The organism is Pseudomonas sp. NLJ1, assembly GCF_049486705.1.
GTDB lineage: Bacteria > Pseudomonadota > Gammaproteobacteria > Pseudomonadales > Pseudomonadaceae > Aquipseudomonas > Aquipseudomonas inefficax.
Genome location: NZ_CP137735.1, coordinates 2,775,152 through 2,798,517 on the forward strand (window position 1 = coordinate 2,775,152; position 23,366 = coordinate 2,798,517).

Below are 23,366 nucleotides of genomic sequence, written 5' to 3' on the forward strand. Positions count from 1 at the left end.
CAAACGAATACGTGAATCAGGCAGCTGGCTGGCCAGCGATAACTTCCAGCTTGGGCACCATGCGGATAGCCTTCGAGAAGTTGGCGAGGTTCACGGAGGTCTTGGTGACGATGCGATGCAGTTCTTCCACCTTGTCGGCAGGTGCATCAGTGTGGATGCGCACCACGTAGCTCATCTCGTCGAAGCCTGGGTTGACGCTTTCGTCCAGGCCCAGGAAGCCACGAAGATCCAGTTCACCACTGGTCTCGATTTCCAGGCTGTGGATGGTGATACCCATGACTGACGCGTTCACCACATAGCCAACAGAGAGGCAGGCGTTCAGACCAGAGATGAGCAGCTCCTGCGGGTTGGGGGCAGAGTTGGTGCCCAGCAGTTCCAACGGCTCATCAGCTGCGATCTGGACATTTCGTGGGTAGTCGGTACCGCTCAGGTGAAAGCGGTCGATGGTGGCCACGGTGCGGGTCTGATGCTCCCACTTGGTGTTGATCTTGAAGCGTGCGTGACGCTTGGATGGATCTTCAGCGACGCCCTGTGCGAATGCTTGCAGAGCAGCGACATCGATACCGTTGAGATGCTTGTCCATTTTCAAATCCTCTTAAAATCGTGGATAAAAGATCAAAATTGCGACGCACCCGAAGGCGATCACTCGGTTAGTGCGAACAGCCCGTGATTGAACAGCTGTTGGCACTGATTGCCTCTTCATCACTCGAAAGCTCTTCCATCGCAGCACGGAGCACTTTGATAAACACTGCCGGCTCCTGTGCACCGGAGATGTAGCGGTTGCCGTTGATCACGAACAACGGAATGCCGGTACCTAGTCCGTTCACTGCTGCTTCATCACTCAGGATTGCGGCTTCCGCCGAATCGAAACCAACGAGGTCTGTTGCCCCCACCTCTGTCGCCAGGTCCCGCAAGACCCGTTCGTCGAAGATATTCTTGCCCTCAGTCGTTCCGGCCAGATAAAGCCGCTCGACATAGCGTGCCTGCAGAGCCGGGTCAGAAATCGCCTTCACGTACTGGTGAGCGGCGGAGGTATCCCCGAAGCGCATGACGTCAAACCGGTAGTCCAGCCCCTCAAGTGCAGCACTTTCTTGCACGGCTTCCATGAACACGTCCGCTCGACCTTGGCTACCGGTTTTCTGTACCAAAGCCTGGTTGAAAGAGATCGGGGTCATGCCTTTGGCCAAGCGGTATGCACGCGGCACGATTTCAACTTCGACCTCATCCTTGAGATCATCAATGGCCTTCTCCAAGCGCCTCTTTGCTATCCAGCACCAGGGACAGACAAAGTCGGACCAGACCTCAACCGTAATTTTCTTCATGGAATCTCCTCTCTATCTGTCTCTGCTGGATAAGCTGCGAAAGCCACTCAGCTCTGAGGTTTGCTGTCCATGGCGTCCAGGACATGCGTGCTGTAAACCACTGCCGCACCAGCGTTCATGTTCACGGCCACACCAAGTGCCTCGGCAACTTCCTCGGTGGTGATGCCGAGCTTCTTGGCTTCTGCAGCGTGGAAAGCAATGCAACCATCGCAGCGCGTGGTGACAGCGACAGCCAGCGAGATCAGCTCACGGGTCTTGGCATCGAGGTGATTGGTTTTGCTACCTGCATTACCAAGCATTGCCACGCCCCGCAGGGTGTCAGGCGAATGTGCACCGAACTCTTTCAGACGGGCGCTTACATCGGTGACGGTTTGTTGCCAGTTAGGCATGCTAGACATGATTACCACCCTACTAGTTGATAGGTATGACTTACCAAAAAATGGGCCGAAACGGGTCGCGTATCGGCCCCCTTATTCGCAGATATCAGTACTCTGCGATCATCCGAAGAACTGCCATATTTACCATCTCACCGTCCTTGGTAGCCCAGTTAATGAAGCTCGATCCCTCAAGGATGCTGAGCAACAAGTAAGACTTCTCTCTGGACCCTCGCCCCTGGGGTAACTCACCAGCGGCAATGCCTTCGTCCATCACTCTGGTCAACCAGGACAACTGAACATCGAAGAAGCGTCGTGTCAGGCGCTGAAGCCCATCTGGCAGCGCAGCCATTTCAGCTGCCAGCGCGCCACACAAAGGCAAAAGACCACCCTCAGTGCTGGAGTAGAAAAGCACATAGAACGCCTTGAGCCTTTCTTCCGCACCTTTCTGATTGATCTCAATACGCTCGAACTCAGCCTGCACTTGCGAAACGTACTCTTCGACGATCGCGATACCCAGGTCTTCCTTTGTCGGGAAGTGGTAATGAATGCTTGCTTTGCGAATACCGACCGCATCAGCAAGATCCGCATAGCTGAACGCCGCATAGCCTTTGGTCCGCATCAGTCCTTCAGCGGCTTGAATTAACGCGTCCCGTGTTGCCAGTGCCATACATTCTCCTGCCTTCATCGCCCGACCAGAAAAGAGCGATTCCGGCCACTACTCAGACAGTTTACTTCCCTTGCTTGCGGGCGGCCATGACCCCACCGTCCACGTCCCACACTGCGCCGGTCACCCAAGACGCCTTGTCAGAGAGCAAGAACACAATGGACTCAGCCACATCCCGTGGGGTGCCGTTGCGACCCAGCGGGTGGAAGTTGTTGAAATCATTCAGCGCGCCTGCCAATTGCTCACCAGGGATGAAACGCTCGAAGATCTTGGTTTCCACAATGCCTGGGCTGACCGAGTTGACGCGAATGCCGTGCTGCGCCAGCTCGCCTGCCGCGTGCGTGGTCAGGGCATCCAGGCCCATTTTGGCCATGGAGTAGGCCGACGCTGGAACACCTTCGACGGCTTGGCGCGCAGCCACAGCAGTGACGTTCACGATCGAGCCAGGTTTGCCCTGAGCTACCAGCTGTGCTGCCACCTGACGGGTCAGGAAGAAGACAGCGCGGTTCAGGTTGAGGAAGTTGTCGTAATCCTCCAGCGAGTGCTCGATGAAAGCTTTCGGGTAGTAGATACCCGCGGAATTGACCATCAGGTCAATGTCCTTGTGGCTGGTGGCCAATTTCTCGATCAGTGCCTGGACACTGACAAAATCGGTCAAGTCGACCGCGTAGGCTACGACCTTATCTTCGCCAGCAACGGCAGCCAGTTGTTGGCGTGCTGCTTCGGCTTTCTCAGGGCGGTTACCCACGATCACCACCGAACCACCTTGCTCGGCGACCATCTGTGCGGTTTCCAGACCGATACCGCTCGTTCCACCTACCACCAGAAGCTTGCGACCTTTGAACTGCATGATGATGTCCTCTGTTCGTTTGTCTACCTACTAGTAGGTAGACTATTCCTCGATCTGACGAGTGTCAAGCTACCGCTGATCGGCGAGGCTGGATGGAAGCGAATCAGGTGAGTTGGGCTAAAGGCTTGGTGCCGGCGCGGGGAGCGGAATCAGCATCCCCTTTCCCGAGGCACGGACTACGTAGTTCTACGTAGCCTGCGCCCGTAGTACTGCGCATTTTCTTGTGGACGCAGGACGGCGAGAGTGTCGCCGTCCTGATAAGGGCACACAAAACAACAAAAGCCGTCGCCGGGTTTACCACCCGCGACAGGAGAATATTCGATGACCACACTGGCTACCCGAATTGCCTGGTTCGCCGTCGCCTTGCTGGGTGCATTTGCTCTAGGCACCCTGGCATTGCGCAGAGGCGAAGCCATCAGCGCCCTCTGGATCGTGACCGCTGCCGTCGCCATCTACCTGATTGCCTACCGCTACTACAGCTTGTTCATCGCCAACAAGGTGATGCAACTGGACGCCACGCGTGCTACCCCCGCCGTGCTCAACAACGATGGTCTGGACTACGTCCCGACTAACAAGCACATTCTCTTCGGCCATCACTTCGCTGCCATCGCCGGCGCAGGTCCGCTCGTGGGCCCGGTGCTCGCTGCGCAGATGGGCTACCTGCCCGGCACGCTCTGGCTGATCGCCGGCGTCGTTCTGGCCGGCGCGGTGCAGGACTTCATGGTGCTGTTCATCTCCACCCGCCGTAACGGCCGCTCCCTGGGCGAGCTGGTACGCGAGGAGATGGGTCCGATCCCCGGTACCATCGCGCTCTTCGGTGCCTTCCTGATCATGGTGATCATCCTCGCGGTGCTCTCCCTGATCGTGGTCAAGGCCCTAGCGGAAAGCCCCTGGGGCATGTTCACGGTGATGGCCACCTTGCCGATCGCGGTATTCATGGGCGTGTACATGCGCTACATCCGCCCAGGCCGCATCGGCGAGATCTCGGTGGTCGGCGTGGTGCTGCTGCTCGCCTCAATCTGGCTCGGTGGGATCGTCGCCGCCGATCCTTTCTGGGGCCCAGCGTTCACCTTCACCGGCGTGCAGATCACCTGGATGCTGATCGGCTATGGCTTTGTCGCCGCCGTGCTGCCAGTGTGGCTGATCCTGGCTCCGCGGGACTACCTGTCGACCTTCCTCAAGATCGGCACCATCGTCGCCCTGGCGATCGGTATCCTAGTCATCGCTCCTGACCTGAAAATGCCGGCCGTGACCCACTTCATCGATGGCACGGGCCCGGTGTGGAAGGGCGCGCTGTTCCCGTTCCTGTTCATCACCGTCGCCTGCGGCGCGGTGTCCGGCTTCCATGCACTGATCAGCTCGGGCACCACGCCGAAGCTGCTGGCCAATGAAAGCCACGCGCGCTACATCGGCTACGGCGCGATGCTGATGGAGTCCTTCGTCGCCATCATGGCCATCGTCGCCGCCTCGGTCATCGAGCCGGGCGTGTACTTCGCCATGAACAGCCCGGCCGCATTGGTTGGTGCGGATGTCACCAGCGTCGCGGCTACCGTCAGCAGCTGGGGCTTCACCATCACCCCTGAGGTCCTGCAACAGACGGCCAAGGACATCGGCGAACACACGATCCTGGCCCGCGCCGGCGGCGCGCCGACCTTGGCCGTGGGCATCGCTCAGATCCTCCACCAGGCGCTGCCAGGCGAGAACACCATGGCGTTCTGGTACCACTTCGCGATCCTGTTCGAGGCGCTGTTCATCCTCACCGCGGTCGATGCCGGTACCCGTGCCGGCCGCTTCATGCTGCAGGACCTGCTGGGCAATTTCGTGCCTGCGCTGAAGAAGACCGACTCGTGGACCGCCAACCTGACCGCCACCGCCGGTTGCGTGGCCATGTGGGGCTGGCTGCTGTACCAGGGGGTGATCGACCCGCTGGGCGGCATCAACACCCTGTGGCCGCTGTTTGGCATCTCCAACCAGATGCTGGCGGGCATCGCGCTTATGCTCGGCTGCGTAGTGCTGATCCGCATGAAGCGTCAGCGCTATGTCTGGGTGACCTTGGTGCCGGCGGTATGGTTGCTGATCTGCACCACCACGGCCGGGTTGATCAAGCTGCTCGACCCGAACCCTGCGATGGGCTTCCTGGCCTTGGCGAACAAGTACAGCACCGCCGCCGCCGCGGGCCAGGTGCTGGCCCCGGCGAAGGACCTAGCGCAGATGCAGCACGTTGTGTTCAACGCCTACACCAACGCGACCCTGACCGCGCTGTTCCTGCTGGTGGTCCTAAGCATTCTCTGGTTCGCGATCAAGGTCGGCCGCCAGGCCTGGGTCATACCCGAACGTACCGACAAGGAGTCGCCGTTCCAGCCACAACCCGATGCCTGAGGAGCCTGCCAGCATGTTCAATGACTTGAGCAAGATGGGCAAATACCTGGGGCAGGCCGCGCGGATGCTGGTCGGCATGCCAGACTATGACGCCTACGTGGAACACATGCAGGGCAAACACCCGGACAAGCCGGTTATGTCCTACGAGGCGTTCTTCCGCGAACGGCAGGAAGCGCGCTACGGCGGTGGCAGCGGACGCCCCGTTCGTTGCTGCTGAGCGTCTACTGATGCAAGCGAGCGCCACGCTCATCGTGGCGCTCTCGCGTTCCAGGGCTGGCAACCCGCATAGTGGCGTCGCCAGCTCCTCCTCGCCTCGGAAAAGTCCATGCAACTCAAGCACAAGATCGTCACCCTCAGTGTGCTGCCGCTGATCCTCTCGGTGCTGTTCATCTGCGTCCTCGTATTTGCTCAGAGCCGCAAGCTGGAAGAGGAACAGGCCCGCCTGGTGGAAAGCAGCATCATGACGTCGAAGAAGGCAGAGCTGAGAAACTACCTGAGCTTGGCGATGAGCCTCATCGCGCCGTTGTATGAAGGCAGTACCGACGATGATGCGACTCGCCAGCGCGCCTTGGAGATCCTGTCCCAAGCTAACTTCGGCCTTGATGGCTACTTCTTCGTGTACGACCAGCATGGCAAAAATCTAATGCACCCGAGGCAGGCCGAGTTGATTGGCAAGGACCTCATTACGCTGACCGACAAAAACGGATTACCGGTAATCCAGGCTCTACTCAAGAGCGCCCGGGAAGGCGATGGTTACCAACTGTACGACTGGCAAAAGCCGTCGACCGGACAGGTCACCGGCAAGCTGGCATACGTGGTGATGCTCGATCGCTGGGGCTGGATGCTCGGCACAGGCATCTACATCGACGATGTCGAGGTGGCGACCCTCAAGTCGCGCCAGGAGGTGGCCTCGGGCGTGCTGACGACAGTGATGGCGATCGCTTCGTTCTCGCTGGTTGCTGTGCTCGTAATCTTTGCTGGTGGCCTGATGCTGAACGTCAGTGAGCATCGCTTAGCCGACCGAAAGCTTTCCACACTCAACCAACGGATCGTGAACCTGCAGGAGGAGGAGCGCTCGCGGGTTTCGCGTGAACTGCATGATGGAATTAGCCAGGAGCTAGTATCAATCAAGTTTCAGTACGAACTGGCCGCCATCGAACTGGCCAATGGTCGAAGTGAGGGGTTGGAAAATCTTCGCAAAGGAACTTCGAGACTCGGAGCCGCCATCGGCGAGATACGTCGCATTTCCCATGATTTGCGCCCCTCGCTTTTGGACACGCTGGGACTGTCACCTGCCATCGAACAACATGTCATTGAGTTCGAGCAGCGCACCTCGATTCACACCCGGTATGAATGTGGAATGGATGCCACCGACATCGATACGGGGCTTAAACTGACACTGTTCCGCATCATCCAAGAGGCACTGGCGAACGTTGAGCGCCATGCGAAAGCCAACACCGCGATCGTCTCCGTCTCACTCCAGCAGGGCATGATTGTGCTACGGGTTGAGGACAACGGTGTCGGGTTTGACACTCGGGCAGCCGACGAAAGCCACGGCATCGGTCTGAGGAACATTCGCGAACGAGTGGATCACCACTTGGGTAGCGTTAGCATCACCTCTTCTTACGGCCGTACCGAACTGCAGGTGCAGATACCGGTTACGATCACTTGAGCAGCCTCGTCAATCGAACCCTTGAGAACTCCATGAGCGTAACCCACCCGGTCAGAATTGCTTTGGTCGACGACCACGTCCTTGTGCGCGATGGCGTCAAGGCTCTGCTAGGCGCGATCCCGCATTTCGAGGTAGTCGGTCAGGCCGAGTCAGGTGCCCAAGCAATTGAATTGGTAGCGAACACCGAGCTGGACATCCTCTTGGTCGATGTAGGGCTTCAGGACATGAATGGGTTGGAGCTCACGCGCAAGCTGCGTGACCTCTATCCGGATATCAAGATCCTCATGCTGAGCATGTATGACAATCAGGAGTATGTACGCACCTCTATCAGTTCAGGAGCACTCGGTTACGTGTTGAAGAACGCGCCGTCTGCAGAGCTCATCGCTGCCATTGAAGCCATCGCCGCAGGAGGAAGCTTCTACAGCTCGGAGATCACTCGCAAGCTCGCCGGGGGTAGCCGCGATGAGCACGATTTGACCCCTCGTGAGCTGCAAGTGCTTTCGATGATCGCCAAGGGCCATAACAACAAGGAAATGGCCCGCCAGCTGGATATCAGTGTACGAACAGTTGAAACCTATCGACTGAGCATTAGACGCAAGCTCAACATCGATACTCCCGCGGCAATCGTAAAATACGCCTTGGAGCATGGCCTGATGTCGATCTAAGCATGCCCAGCCGCCAATTCACTACTGCCGCCGATACCTGGATTTGAACGTCAGGAAAGCGCTCGTGATAACTCGACAAAAGCGGAGGTAGCCTTGCTGCAGCGGTGCTTTCCAAAGTACCAATACACAGGGTGCTCCGAAGGGAACCCCGCTTGAGCGCGGTCTCTGCCTCAGTGGAAAGGCGCAGCAGCTTATCGGCTAACCCGTCGCGAGCGTTTCCTGGCCGAGATGGAACAGGTGGTTCCGTGGAGTGGACTGGTGGCGTTGATCGAGCCTCACTACCCAAAGGCTGGCGGTGGCCGCAAGCCTTATCCTCTGGAAACCATGCTGCGCATTCACCTGCTGCAGAATTGGTTCTCTTTGAGCGATCCCGCCATGGAAGAGGCGCTGTACGAGATCACTTCGATGCGCCAGTTCGCTCGTCTGACGCTCAGCGCTCCGATCCCCGAAGACACGACGATCATGAACTTCCGGCACCTGCTGGAGAAGCATCAGTTGGCAGCCGGCATTCTGGAAACCATCAACAATTACCTGCAAGACAAGGGCCTGTCGTTGCGCCAGGGCACCATTGTCGACGCGACCATCATCCACGCGCCCAGTTCGACCAAGAACAAGGAAGGCAAGCGCGATCCTGAAATGCATCAAACGAAGAAGGGCAACCAGTACTATTTCGGCATGAAGGCCCACATCGGCGCGGATGCTGAATCGGGTCTGGTGCATCACGTTCATGGCACCGCCGCGAACGTAGCTGACGTGACGGAGGTCGCTCAGCTATTGCATGGCGAAGAGAATGTCGTGTGTGCGGATGCGGGTTACACAGGCGTGGAAAAGCGGCCAGTACACGAGGGACGGCAGGTGATATGGCAGGTCGCTGCCCGCCGCAGCACCTACAAACACTTGAGCAAACGCAGCGTGCTCTACCAAGCCAAGCGCAAGATCGAAAAGGCCAAGGCGCAAGTGCGTGCGAAGGTGGAGCACCCGTTCCGGGTGATCAAACGCCAGTTCGGCTATGTAAAGACTCGTTTTCGCGGCTTGGCCAAGAACACGGCGCAACTGACCACGCTGTTTGCCCTGTCGAATCTGTGGATGGTGCGCCGGCAATTATTGCCTGCTGCGGGAGAGGTGCGCCCGTGAGTCCGGATAACCAAGGCTTTGCCTTGGTTATCCAATAATCAGCGACTGAAAAGCGGGCTTTTCGGCATCCCTAAGCCGCCCATTTCCGACTGATGAGCAACTTGTTCGGAGTTTCCCTAGCCGAGTCACCATGAATATGCCAAATATCCTTAGAGCCTGCCTGATAGCGGCGGAATAGGCTGTAACGGGATTCTGGATAAAGGAAGGCCGGGTTGTAGAGCGGTCCTGCGAAGGCTTCCTCGATCGTAAAGTCGTAATTGGTGGTGAGGATGACCTTGAATGGGTCACAGATCCGTTGATGCGCCTCAATGGGAGTGATTTGCTCAAGCAGCTTAGCGAAAGCCACTTTGACCGCGTGTTCAGTATGCCGGAAAACCCCCGTCGACCGAGCACAGAGCTCTTCGATGAACATCGAAAGGGGCTTGGACCCTAGGTGGTGGATTAACTCATCAGCCTCAAATTGGGCGGCAAGCTCGCGCAGGATCTGCGTCCAATCCTTCTGAAGTGCAGCCCGGTTGACGCCATTCCCTAGCAGCAGGCTATGCATGGAGTACTCGCTCTTGTTGATTTAGCTGCCGAAGACAGCTGATGTCCATCAATGACGGTTGGGCGGAACAAAGCGATATCATATAGCCAGTTTATGCGCTGATCGCTACAGTGGTCGCCAATACAAAAAGGACGTGCCTGTATGAGAAGGAAAGCTCGCATACTCATCCTATGCAAAACATATCCGTCGCCCAGTGCAGCTTATACGGAGACATCCTGCGTCGCTGGAATGGACGAGGCTGGGAATCTGATCCGTCTCTATCCGGTACCATTTCGCCTGGTCACTGATGATCAACAATTCTCAAAGTGGCAGTGGATCGAAGCCTTGATCGAAAAAAGCTCCAACGATCACCGACCGGAAAGCCATAAGATAGGCGTGGACACGATTGAGCTGCGCGACATCATTCCCACTTCGAAAGAGTGGAGTCAACGGAGGGGAATGCTCAGCAAGCTGCCCATCTACGACAGTTTTGACGCTCTCGAACAGGCACGGCTGAACTCCAACGTCACACTCGGGTTGATAAAACCTGAGCGGTTCACTGGCTTGGAAATCCGAAAAGCTGCGTCCGAAAGCTGGACTGATGCGGAGCTTGAAAAACTTGAGAGGATGCAGCGCCAGCCAGGTCTGTTTGAATCGCCCCTGGTTTTCTAGACACTCTCCAAGCTCAGGAAATAGCGTTTCTCATACTCTACTGGAGACAGCTGCATAGCACTGCTGTGTCGGCGTTTAGGGTTATAGAACATCTCGATGTAATCGAAAATATCACTTCGGGCTTCTTCACGGGTTGTGTAGATCTTTCGTCGGATTCGCTCTCGCTTCAAAAGCTGGAAAAAGCTCTCGGCTACGGCATTGTCGTGGCAGTTTCCCCGCCGGCTCATGCTGCTGATTACATTGTTGGCCTTCAAAAAGCTTTTCCAATCCGAGCTACTGAACTGACTGCCTTGATCTGAGTGAATCATAACTTGCTGCTGAGGCTTGCGTCGCCAAACAGCCATCAACATCGCGTCGATAGCCAGGTCGCTGCACATCCTTGGCTTCATTGACCAACCAATTACTTGGCGTGAGAACAGATCCAGCACTACCGCGAGGTAGAGCCACCCTTCATAGGTGCGGATGTAAGTGATATCTGTCACCCAGACCTTGTTCGGCTCACTTACCTTGAACTGCCGCGCGAGGTGGTTGGGCGAGGCCACTGTTGGTTTTCCACCATAGAACCCTGGACGCCGCCGATAGCCCGTTTGAGAACGCAGCCCCTCCGCCTGCATCAAGCGCCTGACTCGATTTCGGCCGCATTCCTCTCCCAGCTCACGCAGGTCATCGTGAATTTTGCGGTAGCCGTATACACCTCCGCTTTCCAGCCAAGCGTGTTTGATCAAGCCAAGCAGACGTTGATCTTCTTTTGCTCGGGCAGATTGAGGCTCGGCCAGCCAGGCGTAATAGCCGCTGGGGTGCACCTTGAGGGTTTGGCAAAGGCGCCGCACCGGGTAATCAGTCGAGTGCTTCTTGATGAAGGCGTACTTCAGCCGCACTCCTTGGCAAAGTACGCGGCGGCCTTTTTTAAGATGTCTCGCTCTTCCGTCACGCGCTTGAGTTCAGCGCGTAGCTTGCGCAGTTCGGCCTGCTGATCGTCGTCTTGCTGACGCTGCTCTTGGGGCTTGCTGTAGACCTTGATCCAGGCGTAAAGACTGTGCACGGACATGCCCAGGCGCTGGGCGACATCGGCGACAGGTTTGCCTTTCTCGGTCACTTGCTTGACCGCTTCGATCTTGAATTCTTCGGGGTAACGCTGACGACTCATGGCACCTCCTATTTGGGCCTCATTATGAGGCTTGGAGGTGTCTACGAAACCAGGGGCGATTCAGACCCAAGCAGCATGCGCCCCAGAGATGATAATGGGAGAAGTGCACAATCGCTGGCAGACCTCAGCTCGTTTGAGCGCCAGGGGGTCGTGGTTTGCAATGGCCTCCGCTTCGGCGAGGTGTCTGCCTTCGCAGGTGCGCCACATTACATCGAGGTAATGGTCCGCTCGAGTGAATACTTTCCCGCAAAATGGGCAATTTCTGAGCAATACAGTGTTGTGCTTGTAGCAGACAGACACATTGGCCTTCCCATAGCGTCTCCAATAGGAAAAACCTTTGGTTGCTACGTCCTCTCTAACACAGTCAGGGCAGAACCAAGCAACCGGCTCACTGTATTGCACACCGGGAGAAATATAGTCGCTTCCGGAGTATGAAATATCCCAATCATTCTTAATGACATGAAATGCGGCGTGCATCGTGTGACAGTGAACAAGCCGATTGAAACCATAGCAACCAGGCCACCCGAATTCTGCAGCGAGAATCCGGACTGCATCGGCCTTGATCACACGGCTAGTAGCAGCCAGGGTTTCGAATGTAGCTGCCTTTGGATCGCCCCAACAGAGGAGCAAGTTTCTTCTCACGTATGACTGAAGAGATTCATCAACCTGTATGGGGAGGGGCATCAGAAAACGCCAGATTTAGGTAGGGAGGGGTGGACCGGGCAGGAGGGTGAGCCGTCCGATGGAGGGAAGCGAGAGCTTCCCTCCATCGGCGACAGTTTTAATTGTTCGAAAACAGTTTTAATTCAACAAAACCAGCAAAGCGCCCCTGGCTTCTGGCTTACTCGACCGTAACCGACTTGGCCAAGTTACGCGGCTGGTCCACATCCGTCCCCTTGAGCACGGCCACGTAGTACGACAGTAGCTGCAGCGGGATGGTGTAGAGGATCGGCGCCAGGGCGTCGGCGATGTGCGGCACCTTGACCACATGGGTGCCTTCACCGTTGCTCATGCCGGCCTGCTCGTCGGCAAACACTACCAGCTCGCCACCACGGGCGCGCACTTCCTGCAGGTTGGACTTAAGCTTCTCCAGCAGTTCGTTGTTCGGCGCCACAGTAACCACTGGCATGTCGTTGTCCACCAACGCCAGTGGGCCGTGTTTCAGCTCACCTGCCGGGTAGGCTTCGGCGTGGATGTAGGAGATTTCCTTGAGCTTGAGCGCACCTTCCATCGCCACCGGGTACTGCGCACCACGGCCGAGGAACAGGGTGTGGTGCTTGTCGGCGAACAGTTCGGCGATTTTCTCGACAGTGGCATCCATGGCCAAGGCTTCGCCCAGGCGGGTCGGCAGGCGGCGCAGCTCTTCTACCAGCTCGGCTTCGACACCGGCTTCCAAGGTACCGCGCACCTGGCCCAGAGCCAGGGTCAGCAGCATCAGCGAAACCAGCTGGGTGGTGAAAGCTTTGGTCGAGGCCACGCCGATTTCCGGACCGGCCAGGGTCAGCAGGGTCAGGTCCGACTCACGCACCAGCGAGCTGATACCGACGTTGCAGATCGCCAGGCTGCCGAGGAAGCCCAGTTCCTTGGCGTTGCGCAGCGCGGCCAAAGTATCGGCGGTTTCGCCAGACTGCGAGATGGAGACGAACAGGGTGTCCGGCTGCACTACTACCTTGCGGTAACGGAATTCGCTGGCCACTTCGACCTGGCACGGGATCCCGGCCAGGCTTTCCAGCCAGTAACGGGCGACCATGCCGGCGTGGTAGCTGGTACCGCAGGCAACGATCTGCACGTTGCGCACCTTGGCGAACAGTTCAGCAGCCTGCGGGCCGAAGGCCTGGACCAGCACGTTGTCCTTGCCCAGGCGGCCTTCCAGCGTGCGCTGCACTACGCTTGGCTGTTCGTGGATTTCCTTGAGCATGAAGTGACGGTAGGTACCCTTGTCGGCAGCTTCGGCGCCTTCGTGGTACTGCACGGTTTCACGCTGAACCTTGTTGCCTTGCTGGTCCCAGATGGCGACCTGGTCGCGGCGGATTTCGGCGATGTCGCCTTCTTCCAGGTACATGAAGCGGTCGGTGACCTGGCGCAGGGCCAACTGGTCGGACGCCAGGAAGTTCTCGCCCAGGCCAAGGCCAATGACCAACGGGCTGCCACTGCGTGCAGCTACCAGGCGATCAGGTTGCTTGGTGCTGATCAGAGCCAGGCCATAAGCGCCATGCAGCCGCTTTACCGTAGCCTTCAAGGCATCGGTCAGGTCCGGAACGCTCTTCAAGGTGTGGTGGATCAGGTGGACGATGACTTCGGTATCGGTTTGCGAAGTGAAGACATAGCCAAGGCCCTTCAGCTCTTCGCGCAGTTCTTCGTGGTTCTCGATGATGCCGTTGTGCACCACGGCCACTTCATTGCCCGAGAAGTGCGGGTGGGCGTTGCCCTCGGTCGGCGCACCGTGGGTGGCCCAGCGGGTGTGGGCGATGCCCAGCTGGCCGGCCAGTGGCTCGGCGGCAACAGCGGCTTCCAGCTCACTGACCTTGCCGATACGGCGGCGGCGCTGCAGTTCACCGTTCTGGGTCAGGACGGCCAGGCCGGCGCTGTCGTACCCGCGGTACTCAAGACGCTTGAGGCCTTCGATCAGGATGGCTGTGATGTTGCGTTCGGCGACGGCACCAACGATTCCACACATGGTTTATTGCTCCTGGCTGATCGCGGCGCAGATCAGGTTGATGCCGCGGGCTTGAATTTGTTCGCGTGCCGCTGCGGGCAGGCGTTCGTCAGTAATAAGGGTGTGCACGCTGCTCCAGGGCAGCTCGAGGTTGGGGATCTTGCGCCCTACCTTGTCCGATTCGACCATCACGATAACTTCACGGGCGACTTCGGCCATTACCCGGCTTAGCCCGAGAAGTTCGTTGAAGGTGGTAGTGCCGCGGCCAAGGTCGATGCCGTCGGCGCCGATGAACAGTTGATCGAAATCGTATGAGCGCAACACCTGCTCGGCCACCTGCCCCTGGAACGACTCGGAATGCGGGTCCCAGGTGCCACCGGTCATCAGCAGCACCGGCTCGTGTTCGAGGTCGCAAATGGCGCGGGCCACGTTCATCGAATTGGTCATCACCACCAGGCCAGGGTGGCGCCCCAGTTCGGGGATCATGGCCGCCGTGGTGCTGCCGCTGTCGATGATGATGCGCGCATGTTCACGGATACGCGCCACGGCGGCGCGGGCGATGGCCTTTTTATAGGAAGACACCGGCTGGGCAGGTTCACCTAGCAGTTCTTGCGGCACCGGTACCGCGCCACCGTAGCGCCTTAGCAACAGGCCATTGGTTTCCAGGGCAGCGAGGTCCTTGCGGATGGTGACTTCCGAGGTTGCGAAACGCTTGGCCAACGCGTCCACACTCACCTCGCCCTGCTCGCTGAGTAAAGCCAGGATGTTGTGCCGCCGCTGCGGGGTGTTTCGTTTCGACATGAGCGCTTAAGTTTCGTTTCGAAAGATAATGATGGCAATCAAAACCTAAGATGAGCGATTCGTCAAGGTGTCACTGCCCTGTGGATAATTTCTTACGGCACTCGCCATGCCTTGTGGGAGCGGCCTTGTGTCGCGAAAGGGCTGCGAAGCAGCCCCGGCAATATTCGCGTTACCTTTGAAATCATTGGGGGCCGCTTTGCGGCTCTTTCGCGACACAAGGCCGCTCCCACAAGGAGCACCAATCGACCAAGAAAAAAGCCGACTTATTCACATAAGTCGGCTTTCGATCGAAACAGCTGTGTATAACTCAGCTCTTCTTGATCTTCTCAGGCCGCTTCCAACCCGAGATATTGCGCTGGCGCGCACGAGCCACTGCCAGGTCACCTGCCTCTACGGCCTGGGTGATGGTCGAACCGGCTGCAGTGGTCGCGCCCGCCTTGATTTCCACAGGCGCCACCAACGAGTTGTTCGAGCCGATGAACACGTCCTCGCCCATCACGGTCTTGAACTTGTTGGCGCCATCGTAGTTGCAGGTGATGGTGCCGGCGCCGATGTTGGTGCGTGCACCGATTTCGGCATCGCCCAGGTAGGTCAGGTGACCGGCCTTGGCGCCTTCCCCGAGGTGGGCGTTTTTCAGTTCGACGAAGTTACCCACATGGGCCTTGGCGTCCAGCACACTGCCCGGGCGGAGGCGGGCGAACGGGCCGGCATCGCTGCCCTCGCCCATCACGGCGCCTTCAAGGTGGCTGTTGGCCTTGACCACCGCACCTTTGCGTAGGGTGGTGTTCTTGATCACACAGTTAGGGCCAATCTGCACATCGTCCTCGATGACAACCTTGCCTTCGAGAATCACGTTGATATCGATCAGCACATCACGGCCAACAGTCACTTCACCGCGGACATCGAATCGCGCCGGGTCGCGCAAGGTAACGCCCTGGGCCATCAGGCGACGGCCTTCACGCAACTGGTAATGGCGCTCCAGCTCGGACAGCTGGCGACGGTCGTTGGCGCCTTGCACTTCCATCGGATCGTGCGGCTGCTCGGTAGCCACCACCAGGCCATCGGACACAGCCATGGCAATCACGTCGGTCAGGTAATACTCGCCCTGTGCGTTGTTGTTCGACAGGCGGCCCATCCAATCGGCCAGGCGCGCGGCTGGCAGGGCCAGAATACCGGTATTGCCTTCCTTGATAGCTTTCTGCGCATCGTTGGCATCCTTGTGCTCAACGATGGCAGTCACCTTACCCTGCTCGTCACGCACGATGCGGCCATAGCCAGTCGGGTCGTCGAGGGTCACCGTGAGCAAGCCCAGCTGCTGCTCGTTGGCCTTCGCCAGCAGACGCTGCAAGGTTTCCACTTCGATCAACGGCACATCACCGTACAGCACCAACACGGTTTCGGCAGTCAAGGCCGGCAAAGCCTGGGCAACCGCATGGCCGGTACCCAGCTGCTTGTCCTGCATGACAAAGTTCAGGTCGTCGGCGGCCAGGCGCTCGCGAACCAGCTCGGCACCATGGCCAATGACCACATGAATACCTTGCGGCTGCAGCTGACGCGCGCTGTGGATAACATGGCCAAGCATGGAGTTGCCAGCTACCGGGTGCAGTACCTTGGGCAGCGCCGAGCGCATGCGGGTGCCTTGGCCGGCGGCGAGAATAACGATATCGAGTGACATTACTGGCTACCAATCCTGGGTGGTCAGTGAAATGACCGGTTTTAGGGGTTACAAAAAAGAAAAAGGGTAGCCGATGGCTACCCTTGTTCTCAATCTACATGAAGCCTGCGGAATTAACCGCCGAACTTCTTGCGGATCTGCTGGACGGTACGCAGCTGGGCTGCGGCCTCGGCCAGACGTGCGGATGCGGCACTGTAGTCGAAATCCGCGCCCTTCTCATGCAGGGCCTTCTCAGCTGCCTTGACGGCATCCTGAGCGGAGGCTTCGTCCAGGTCGGCTGCACGTTGCACGGTGTCGGCGAGTACCTTGACCATGTTCGGCTGCACTTCCAGGAAGCCACCGGAGATGTAGAACACCTCGCGCTCGCCGCCCTGCTTGGTCAGCGTGATCGGACCAGGCTTGAGATTGGTGATCAGCGGCGCGTGGCCTGGAGCGATACCGAGATCGCCCAGGTTGCCGTGCGCTACTACCATCTCGACCAGGCCGGAGAAGATCTCTCCTTCCGCGCTGACGATATCGCAATGGACTGTCATAGCCATCTGCTTGCCTCAACCTGATTAGCGCCCCTTTCGGGGCGCCGGGATTACAGTTTCTTGGCTTTCTCGATCGCTTCGTCGATGCTGCCGACCATGTAGAACGCTTGTTCTGGCAGGTGGTCGTAGTCACCTTTGAGGATGCCGCTGAAGCCAGCGATGGTGTCTTTCAGGGAAACGTACTTGCCTGGCGAACCGGTGAAGACTTCGGCCACGAAGAACGGCTGCGACAGGAAGCGCTGGATCTTACGAGCGCGGGCTACCAGTTGCTTGTCGGCTTCGGACAGTTCGTCCATACCCAGGATGGCGATGATGTCCTTCAGCTCTTTGTAGCGCTGCAGAACATACTGAACGCCACGAGCGGTCTCGTAGTGCTCGTTGCCGATCACGTTCGGGTCCAGCTGGCGCGAAGTCGAGTCCAGTGGGTCGACCGCTGGGTAGATACCCAGGGAAGCGATGTCACGGGACAGAACGACGGTGGCGTCCAGGTGGGCGAAGGTGGTCGCTGGCGACGGGTCGGTCAGGTCGTCCGCAGGTACGTATACGGCCTGAACGGAGGTGATCGAACCTTCCTTGGTGGAGGTGATGCGCTCTTGCAGAACGCCCATCTCTTCAGCCAGGGTCGGCTGGTAACCTACCGCCGAAGGCATACGGCCCAGCAGTGCGGATACTTCGGTACCGGCCAGGGTGTAACGATAGATGTTGTCGACGAACAGCAGAACGTCGTTACCTTCGTCACGGAACTTCTCGGCCATGGTCAGGCCGGTCAGCGCTACGCGCAGACGGTTTCCTGGTGGCTCGTTCATCTGACCGTAGACCAGCGCTACCTTGTCGAGAACGTTGGAGTCCTTCATCTCGTGGTAGAAGTCGTTACCCTCACGAGTACGCTCACCCACACCAGCGAACACGGAATAACCGCTGTGTTCCATGGCGATGTTACGGATCAGTTCCATCATGTTCACGGTCTTGCCAACGCCGGCACCACCGAACAGACCAACCTTACCACCCTTGGCGAACGGGCATACCAGGTCGATAACCTTGATGCCGGTTTCCAGCAGGTCGTTGCCGCCTGCCTGGTCAGCGAACGAAGGCGCTGGCTGGTGGATACCGCGACGCTCTTCTTCGCCGATCGGGCCGGCTTCGTCGATCGGGTTGCCCAATACGTCCATGATACGGCCCAGGGTGGCCTTACCAACTGGAACGGAAATGGCAGCGCCGGTGTCAACGACATCCAGACCGCGCTTCAGGCCTTCGGTCGAGCCCATCGCAATGGTACGAACCACGCCGTCGCCCAGCTGCTGCTGAACTTCCAGGGTGGTTTCCGCGCCTTGTACTTTCAGCGCGTTGTAAACACTCGGCACGACGTCACGTGGGAATTCCACGTCGATGACGGCGCCGATGATTTGAACGATACGTCCGCTACTCATAGCTGGATCCTCTGAATTTTTGAACCGTTAAACCGCGGCAGCGCCGCCGACGATTTCCGAGATCTCCTGGGTGATCGCAGCCTGACGCGCCTTGTTGTAGATCAATTGCAGCTCTTTGATCAAATCACCGGCGTTGTCTGTGGCGTTCTTCATGGCGATCATCCGGGCCGCTTGTTCAGCAGCGTTGTTCTCGACCACCGCCTGGTACACCTGCGACTCCACGTAACGCACCATCAAGCCGTCCAGCAGCTCTTTTGCGTCGGGTTCGTACAGGTAATCCCAGTGATGCTTGAGATCCTGATCCGGGGTTGCCACCAACGGTACCAATTGCTCGACCGTCGGTTTTTGGGTCATGGTGTTGATGAACTTGTTCGAAACCACCGAGAGGCGATCGATACGGCCGTCCAGGTAGGCGTCCAGCATCACTTTGACGGAGCCGATCAGATCGTTGATCGATGGCTCTTCGCCCAGGTGGCTGATCGCGGCTACGACGTTGCCGCCAAAGATGCGGAAGAAAGTCGCACCCTTGCTACCGATCACGCACAGGTCGATTTCCACGCCCTGTTCGCGGTTTGCGTTCATGTCCTTGACCAGGGCCTTGAACAGGTTGGTGTTCAAGCCACCGCACAGACCACGGTCACTGCTCACCACGATATAACCGGCGCGCTTTACAGGGCGCTCGATCATGAACGGGTGGCGGTACTCCGGGTTGGCGTTGGCCAGATGACCGATCACCTGGCGGATACGCTCCGCGTAAGGACGGCTAGCAGCCATGCGCATTTGTGCCTTGCGCATCTTGCTGACCGCCACTTTCTCCATGGCGCTGGTAATTTTTTGCGTGCTTTTGATGCTCGCAATCTTACTGCGAATCTCTTTTGCGCCTGCCATGTATCACCTATCAGGTTAGCAAGCGGGGGCCGCAGCCCCCGCTGCGGCTTACCAGGTCTGGGTGGCCTTGAACTTCTCGATACCGGCTTTCATGCCAGCGTCGATTTCGTCGTTGAAGTCACCCTTCACGTTGATCTTCGCCATCAGTTCGGCGTGATCACGGTTGAAGTAGGCGATCAGAGCTTGCTCGAAGCTGCCGACCTTGGAGACTTCCACGTCAGTCAGGAAACCACGCTCAGCGGCGTACAGCGACAGTGCCATGTCCGCGATGGACATTGGCGCGTACTGCTTCTGCTTCATCAGCTCGGTTACGCGCTGACCATGCTCCAGCTGCTTGCGGGTCGCTTCGTCCAGATCGGAAGCGAACTGGGCGAATGCAGCCAGTTCACGGTACTGAGCCAGAGCGGTACGAATACCACCGGACAGCTTCTTGATGATCTTGGTCTGGGCGGCACCACCTACGCGGGATACCGAAACACCGGCGTTCACTGCAGGGCGGATGCCCGAGTTGAACATGGCCGATTCCAGGAAGATCTGACCGTCGGTGATGGAAATCACGTTGGTCGGAACGAACGCGGAAACGTCGCCAGCCTGGGTTTCGATGATCGGCAGGGCGGTCAGGGAACCGGTCTTGCCAGTGACTGCGCCGTTGGTGAACTTCTCGACGTACTCTTCCGAAACGCGCGATGCACGCTCCAGCAGACGGGAGTGGAGATAGAACACGTCGCCTGGGTACGCTTCGCGTCCTGGTGGACGGCGCAGCAGCAGGGAGATCTGACGATAGGCAACGGCCTGCTTGGACAGGTCATCGTAAACGATCAGAGCGTCTTCACCGCGGTCACGGAAGAACTCGCCCATGGTGCAGCCGGCGTATGGCGCCAGGAACTGCAGTGCGGCGGATTCCGAAGCACTGGCAACGACCACGATGGTGTTGGCCAGGGCGCCGGCTTCTTCCAGCTTGCGAACGATGTTGGCAACGGTGGAACGCTTTTGGCCGACAGCAACATAAACACAGAAAATACCGGAGTCTTTCTGGTTGATGATGGCGTCGATGGCCATGGCGGTCTTGCCGATCTGACGGTCACCGATGATCAGCTCGCGCTGGCCACGGCCGACAGGGATCATGGCGTCGACGGACTTGTAGCCAGTCTGTACAGGCTGATCTACCGACTTACGCCAGATAACGCCCGGAGCGACCTTTTCGACCGCGTCGGTTTCGGTGGTGGTCAGAGGACCCTTGCCATCGATCGGGTTACCCAGAGCGTCGACGACGCGGCCCAGCAGGCCTTTGCCGACCGGAACTTCCAGGATGCGACCGGTGCACTTGGCGCTCATGCCTTCGGCGAGGGTGTCATAGGCACCCAGGATCACTGCACCTACGGAGTCTTGCTCCAGGTTCAGGGCCATGCCGAAAACGCTGCCAGGGAACTCGATCATTTCGCCGTACATGACGTCGGCCAGACCGTGGATCCGCACGATACCGTCGGATACCGAAACAACGGTACCTTCGTTACGGGCTTGGGAGCTCACATCGAGGTTGTCGATGCGGCCCTTGATGATTTCACTAATTTCGGAAGGATTGAGTTGCTGCATTGCTCTGCTGCCCCTTCAAACTCAAGATTTCAATGCTTCGGCCAGTTTCGCGATCTTGCCGCGAACAGAGCCATCGATTACCAGGTCACCAGCGCGGATGACGACGCCGCCAATCAGGCTGGCATCCTCCGACGCGTGCAGGCGCACTTCCTGGCCTAACCGTGCACTGAGAACCTTGGCGAGTTTGTCTTGCTGTTCTTGGTTCAACGCGAAGGCACTGGTGACTTCCACGTCCACGGATTTCTCTTGCTCGGCCTTGTACAGGTCGAACAGGGCGGCAATCTCCGGCAGAAGCAGGAGACGGTCGTTTTCCGCGGCAACATGAATGAAATTCTGTGCCTGTGCATTGAACTTGTCACCGCACACGTCAATGAACGTGGCGGCCTTTTCTGCGCTCGTCAGTCGCGGGGCCTTGAGCAGGCGCTGCATGGTGTCGTCTTGCGACACCGCAGCAGCCAGGCCGAGCATGGCTGACCAATTGGCCAGTTGCTGATGGGCCTGGGCATGCTCAAAGGCAGCCTTAGCGTAAGGTCGGGCCAACGTGGTCAGTTCTGCCATGATCGCCCTCGCTTAAATTTCAGCGGCCAGTTTGTTAACCAGCTCCGCATGCGCGTTTTGATCGATTGTGGCGCCAAGGATCTTTTCAGCACCGCCAACGGCCAGGGCACCCACTTGGGCACGCAGGGCGTCTTTAGCGCTGTTCAGTTCCTGTTCGATCTCGGCCAGAGCCTGAGCCTTCACACGGTCAGCTTCGACGCGGGCCTGATCACGGGCTTCCTCGACAAGCTGAGCAGCGCGCTTCTTGCTTTGCTCAATGATTTCGGCTGCCTGTGCTTTAGCTTCACGCAGTTGCTGACCCACTTTCTCTTGGGCCAGCTCCAGGTCGCGAGCTGCGCGGTTGGCAGCGTCCAAGCCGTCGGCAATCTTCTTTTGACGCTCTTGCAGAGCAGTGATGACCGGAGGCCATACGTACTTCATGCAGAAGAGTACAAAAATCAGAAAAGCAACGGATTGGCCAATCAGGGTTGCATTAATGTTCACGCCAACACCTCGCTCGGTCTTAATTCATCACAGCCATCAACTCGTGGGTACGAGTGATTAGCCGGCGATCTGACCAACGAAGGGGTTCGCGAAGGTGAAGAACAGAGCGATACCAACACCGATCATGGTTACGGCGTCGAGCAGACCGGCAACGATGAACATTTTCACCTGCAGCATTGGAACCATTTCAGGCTGACGAGCAGCGCCTTCCAGGAACTTGCCGCCCAGCAGGCCGAAACCAATGGCGGTACCCAGAGCACCCAGGCCGATCAGCAGAGCAACAGCGATAGCGGTCAGACCAACTACAGTTTCCATCTTTCCTCCCGACTTTTACGTCGTATTGGTTAGGTTTTTAGTTTGAAGCGGTAAAACAAATCGTTTGGTACAGCATGCCCTTGCGGACTTTTTAAGCCCTCCCCCCAAACGAGCGGGGAAGGCTATCAGACACGCCAGGCGGTCTTAATGGTTATCTTCGTGAGCCATCGACAGGTAGACGATGGTAAGCATCATGAAGATGAAGGCTTGCAGGGTGATGATCAGGATGTGGAACACAGCCCACGCCCACTGCAGCACCACACCCAGGCCGCTGAGCCAGAGGATGCCGGCGCCGAACATCACGGCGATCAGGATGAACACCAGCTCGCCGGCGTACATGTTGCCGAACAGACGCAGTGCCAGCGAGATCGGCTTGGCGATCAGGGTGACGAATTCCAGCAGGAAGTTCACCGGAATCAGCAGGATCTGCACGAAGATGTTCTTGCTGCCGAACGGGTGCAGGGTCAGCTCACCGAGGAAGCCGCCCAGGCCTTTGACCTTGATGCTGTAGAAGATGATCAGGGCGAACACGCAGAAGGCCATGGCCAGGGTCGCGTTCGGGTCGGTGGTCGACACGGCGCGGAACGGAATGTGCGGGTCACCGGAGATCAGGATGGCCAGCTGAGGAATCCAGTCGACCGGTACCAGGTCGATGGCGTTCATCAGGAACACCCAGACGAAAATGGTCAGCGCCAGCGGAGCGATTACCGGGCTACGGCCGTGGAAGGAGTCCTTCACGCTGCCGTTGACGAAGTCCACCAGCACTTCAACGAAGTTCTGCAGGCCGCCAGGTTGGCCGGAAGTCGCCTTCTTGGCCGCCATGCGGAAGATGAACAGGAAGATCAGACCCAGCGCGACGGACCAACCCAGGGTGTCCAGGTGGAACGCCCAGAAGCCCATTGCCTTGGCTTCTGCAGCCGAATGGGCGAAGCCCCAGCTGCCGTCTGGTAGTTGACCGTAGGTCAGGTTCTGCAAGTGGTGCTGGATATAGCCCGAAGCGGTTTCTGCTGCCATGGTTGCCTCAAACGC

General features: G+C 58.2%; 25 protein-coding genes. 6 read left to right on the plus strand and 19 right to left on the minus strand.

Annotated features, from left to right (window positions below):
• Positions 1-16 precede the first annotated feature (16 nt).
• The 5 genes from R9B85_RS12445 to R9B85_RS12465 all read right to left on the minus strand — a co-directional run bounded on the left by R9B85_RS12445 (position 17) and on the right by R9B85_RS12465 (position 3,213).
• Positions 17-583 carry an OsmC family protein gene (locus tag R9B85_RS12445; RefSeq protein ID WP_064491859.1) on the minus strand — a complete coding sequence of 189 codons (567 nt, stop codon included), beginning with the start codon at positions 581-583 and terminating at the stop codon, positions 17-19.
• 67 nt (positions 584-650) lie between these two features.
• Positions 651-1,322 carry a DsbA family oxidoreductase gene (locus R9B85_RS12450; protein WP_064491858.1) on the minus strand — a complete coding sequence of 224 codons (672 nt, stop codon included), beginning with the start codon at positions 1,320-1,322 and terminating at the stop codon, positions 651-653.
• Between the two features lie 47 nt (positions 1,323-1,369).
• On the minus strand, positions 1,370-1,711 hold the full coding sequence (locus tag R9B85_RS12455; protein ID WP_064491857.1) for a carboxymuconolactone decarboxylase family protein: 342 nt from the start codon (positions 1,709-1,711) through the stop codon (positions 1,370-1,372).
• A 94-nt stretch (positions 1,712-1,805) separates the two neighbouring features.
• Positions 1,806-2,366 (minus strand): TetR/AcrR family transcriptional regulator, encoded by a 561-nt coding sequence (locus R9B85_RS12460; RefSeq protein ID WP_064491856.1) that lies wholly within the window; start codon positions 2,364-2,366, stop codon positions 1,806-1,808.
• A 61-nt stretch (positions 2,367-2,427) separates the two neighbouring features.
• Complete coding sequence (locus R9B85_RS12465) at positions 2,428-3,213, minus strand: SDR family NAD(P)-dependent oxidoreductase (RefSeq protein WP_064491855.1); 786 nt, start codon at positions 3,211-3,213, stop codon at positions 2,428-2,430.
• Between the two features lie 321 nt (positions 3,214-3,534).
• Here R9B85_RS12465 and R9B85_RS12470 point away from each other — a divergent pair, with 321 nt between their 5' ends.
• The 4 genes from R9B85_RS12470 (at position 3,535) to R9B85_RS12485 (ending at position 7,929) form a co-directional block, all read left to right on the plus strand.
• The gene (locus R9B85_RS12470; RefSeq protein ID WP_064491854.1) at positions 3,535-5,592 is read left to right on the plus strand and encodes a carbon starvation CstA family protein; all 2,058 of its coding nucleotides are present in this window, start codon (positions 3,535-3,537) and stop codon (positions 5,590-5,592) included.
• Between the two features lie 13 nt (positions 5,593-5,605).
• Positions 5,606-5,809 carry a YbdD/YjiX family protein gene (locus R9B85_RS12475; RefSeq protein WP_064491885.1) on the plus strand — a complete coding sequence of 68 codons (204 nt, stop codon included), beginning with the start codon at positions 5,606-5,608 and terminating at the stop codon, positions 5,807-5,809.
• A 108-nt stretch (positions 5,810-5,917) separates the two neighbouring features.
• Complete coding sequence (locus tag R9B85_RS12480; RefSeq protein WP_064491853.1) at positions 5,918-7,264, plus strand: cache domain-containing protein; 1,347 nt, start codon at positions 5,918-5,920, stop codon at positions 7,262-7,264.
• A 32-nt stretch (positions 7,265-7,296) separates the two neighbouring features.
• A complete protein-coding gene (locus R9B85_RS12485; protein WP_064491852.1) occupies positions 7,297-7,929 on the plus strand; it encodes a response regulator in 633 nt (210 codons plus the stop codon).
• On the opposite strand, the gene R9B85_RS12490 is transcribed toward R9B85_RS12485, so the two are convergent.
• Positions 7,865-8,044, minus strand: coding sequence for a hypothetical protein (locus R9B85_RS12490; RefSeq protein ID WP_231114277.1), 180 nt, complete (start codon positions 8,042-8,044; stop codon positions 7,865-7,867). The genes R9B85_RS12485 and R9B85_RS12490 overlap by 65 nt on opposite strands.
• A 50-nt stretch (positions 8,045-8,094) precedes the next feature.
• Here R9B85_RS12490 and R9B85_RS12495 point away from each other — a divergent pair, with 50 nt between their 5' ends.
• On the plus strand, positions 8,095-9,063 hold the full coding sequence (locus R9B85_RS12495) for an IS5-like element IS2000 family transposase (protein WP_064491851.1): 969 nt from the start codon (positions 8,095-8,097) through the stop codon (positions 9,061-9,063).
• 70 nt (positions 9,064-9,133) lie between these two features.
• Here R9B85_RS12495 and R9B85_RS12500 read toward each other — a convergent pair whose 3' ends face one another.
• Complete coding sequence (locus R9B85_RS12500; RefSeq protein WP_064491850.1) at positions 9,134-9,610, minus strand: SIR2 family protein; 477 nt, start codon at positions 9,608-9,610, stop codon at positions 9,134-9,136.
• Positions 9,611-9,751: 141 nt separating this feature from the next.
• Between R9B85_RS12500 and R9B85_RS12505 the strand changes: the two genes are divergently transcribed.
• Positions 9,752-10,261, plus strand: a complete 510-nt coding sequence (locus R9B85_RS12505) for a hypothetical protein (protein WP_423771046.1) — start codon at positions 9,752-9,754, stop codon at positions 10,259-10,261.
• Here R9B85_RS12505 and R9B85_RS12510 read toward each other — a convergent pair.
• The 12 genes from R9B85_RS12510 to atpB all read right to left on the minus strand — a co-directional run bounded on the left by R9B85_RS12510 (position 10,258) and on the right by atpB (position 23,351).
• Positions 10,258-11,408, minus strand: a protein-coding gene (locus tag R9B85_RS12510; protein ID WP_087535084.1) for an IS3 family transposase whose coding sequence is annotated in 2 segments (ribosomal slippage) — positions 10,258-11,174 and positions 11,174-11,408 — 1,152 coding nt in all. Because the reading frame shifts where the segments join, the coding sequence is not laid out codon by codon here. The two genes, R9B85_RS12505 and R9B85_RS12510, sit on opposite strands and share 4 nt — an antisense overlap.
• Positions 11,409-12,249: 841 nt before the next feature.
• Positions 12,250-14,085 carry a glutamine--fructose-6-phosphate transaminase (isomerizing) gene (glmS, locus tag R9B85_RS12515; protein WP_207876985.1) on the minus strand — a complete coding sequence of 612 codons (1,836 nt, stop codon included), beginning with the start codon at positions 14,083-14,085 and terminating at the stop codon, positions 12,250-12,252.
• 3 nt (positions 14,086-14,088) lie between these two features.
• On the minus strand, positions 14,089-14,865 hold the full coding sequence (locus R9B85_RS12520) for a DeoR/GlpR family DNA-binding transcription regulator (protein ID WP_112251652.1): 777 nt from the start codon (positions 14,863-14,865) through the stop codon (positions 14,089-14,091).
• Positions 14,866-15,172: 307 nt separating this feature from the next.
• Positions 15,173-16,540 (minus strand): bifunctional UDP-N-acetylglucosamine diphosphorylase/glucosamine-1-phosphate N-acetyltransferase GlmU, encoded by a 1,368-nt coding sequence (gene glmU, locus R9B85_RS12525; RefSeq protein WP_112251653.1) that lies wholly within the window; start codon positions 16,538-16,540, stop codon positions 15,173-15,175.
• A 113-nt stretch (positions 16,541-16,653) separates the two neighbouring features.
• Positions 16,654-17,079, minus strand: coding sequence for a F0F1 ATP synthase subunit epsilon (locus R9B85_RS12530; RefSeq protein WP_023383131.1), 426 nt, complete (start codon positions 17,077-17,079; stop codon positions 16,654-16,656).
• Positions 17,080-17,123: 44 nt separating this feature from the next.
• Positions 17,124-18,500, minus strand: coding sequence for a F0F1 ATP synthase subunit beta (atpD, locus tag R9B85_RS12535; RefSeq protein WP_003253197.1), 1,377 nt, complete (start codon positions 18,498-18,500; stop codon positions 17,124-17,126).
• A gap of 27 nt (positions 18,501-18,527) precedes the next feature.
• A complete protein-coding gene (gene atpG, locus R9B85_RS12540) occupies positions 18,528-19,388 on the minus strand; it encodes a F0F1 ATP synthase subunit gamma (RefSeq protein ID WP_112251654.1) in 861 nt (286 codons plus the stop codon).
• Between the two features lie 48 nt (positions 19,389-19,436).
• Positions 19,437-20,981 carry a F0F1 ATP synthase subunit alpha gene (atpA, locus tag R9B85_RS12545; RefSeq protein WP_063912289.1) on the minus strand — a complete coding sequence of 515 codons (1,545 nt, stop codon included), beginning with the start codon at positions 20,979-20,981 and terminating at the stop codon, positions 19,437-19,439.
• A gap of 21 nt (positions 20,982-21,002) precedes the next feature.
• Positions 21,003-21,539 (minus strand): F0F1 ATP synthase subunit delta, encoded by a 537-nt coding sequence (locus R9B85_RS12550; protein WP_003253191.1) that lies wholly within the window; start codon positions 21,537-21,539, stop codon positions 21,003-21,005.
• 12 nt (positions 21,540-21,551) lie between these two features.
• Complete coding sequence (locus tag R9B85_RS12555) at positions 21,552-22,022, minus strand: F0F1 ATP synthase subunit B (RefSeq protein ID WP_027917106.1); 471 nt, start codon at positions 22,020-22,022, stop codon at positions 21,552-21,554.
• A 57-nt stretch (positions 22,023-22,079) separates the two neighbouring features.
• On the minus strand, positions 22,080-22,337 hold the full coding sequence (gene atpE, locus R9B85_RS12560; RefSeq protein WP_003097235.1) for a F0F1 ATP synthase subunit C: 258 nt from the start codon (positions 22,335-22,337) through the stop codon (positions 22,080-22,082).
• Between the two features lie 144 nt (positions 22,338-22,481).
• The gene (atpB, locus tag R9B85_RS12565) at positions 22,482-23,351 is read right to left on the minus strand and encodes a F0F1 ATP synthase subunit A (protein ID WP_112251655.1); all 870 of its coding nucleotides are present in this window, start codon (positions 23,349-23,351) and stop codon (positions 22,482-22,484) included.
• Positions 23,352-23,366 lie beyond the last annotated feature (15 nt).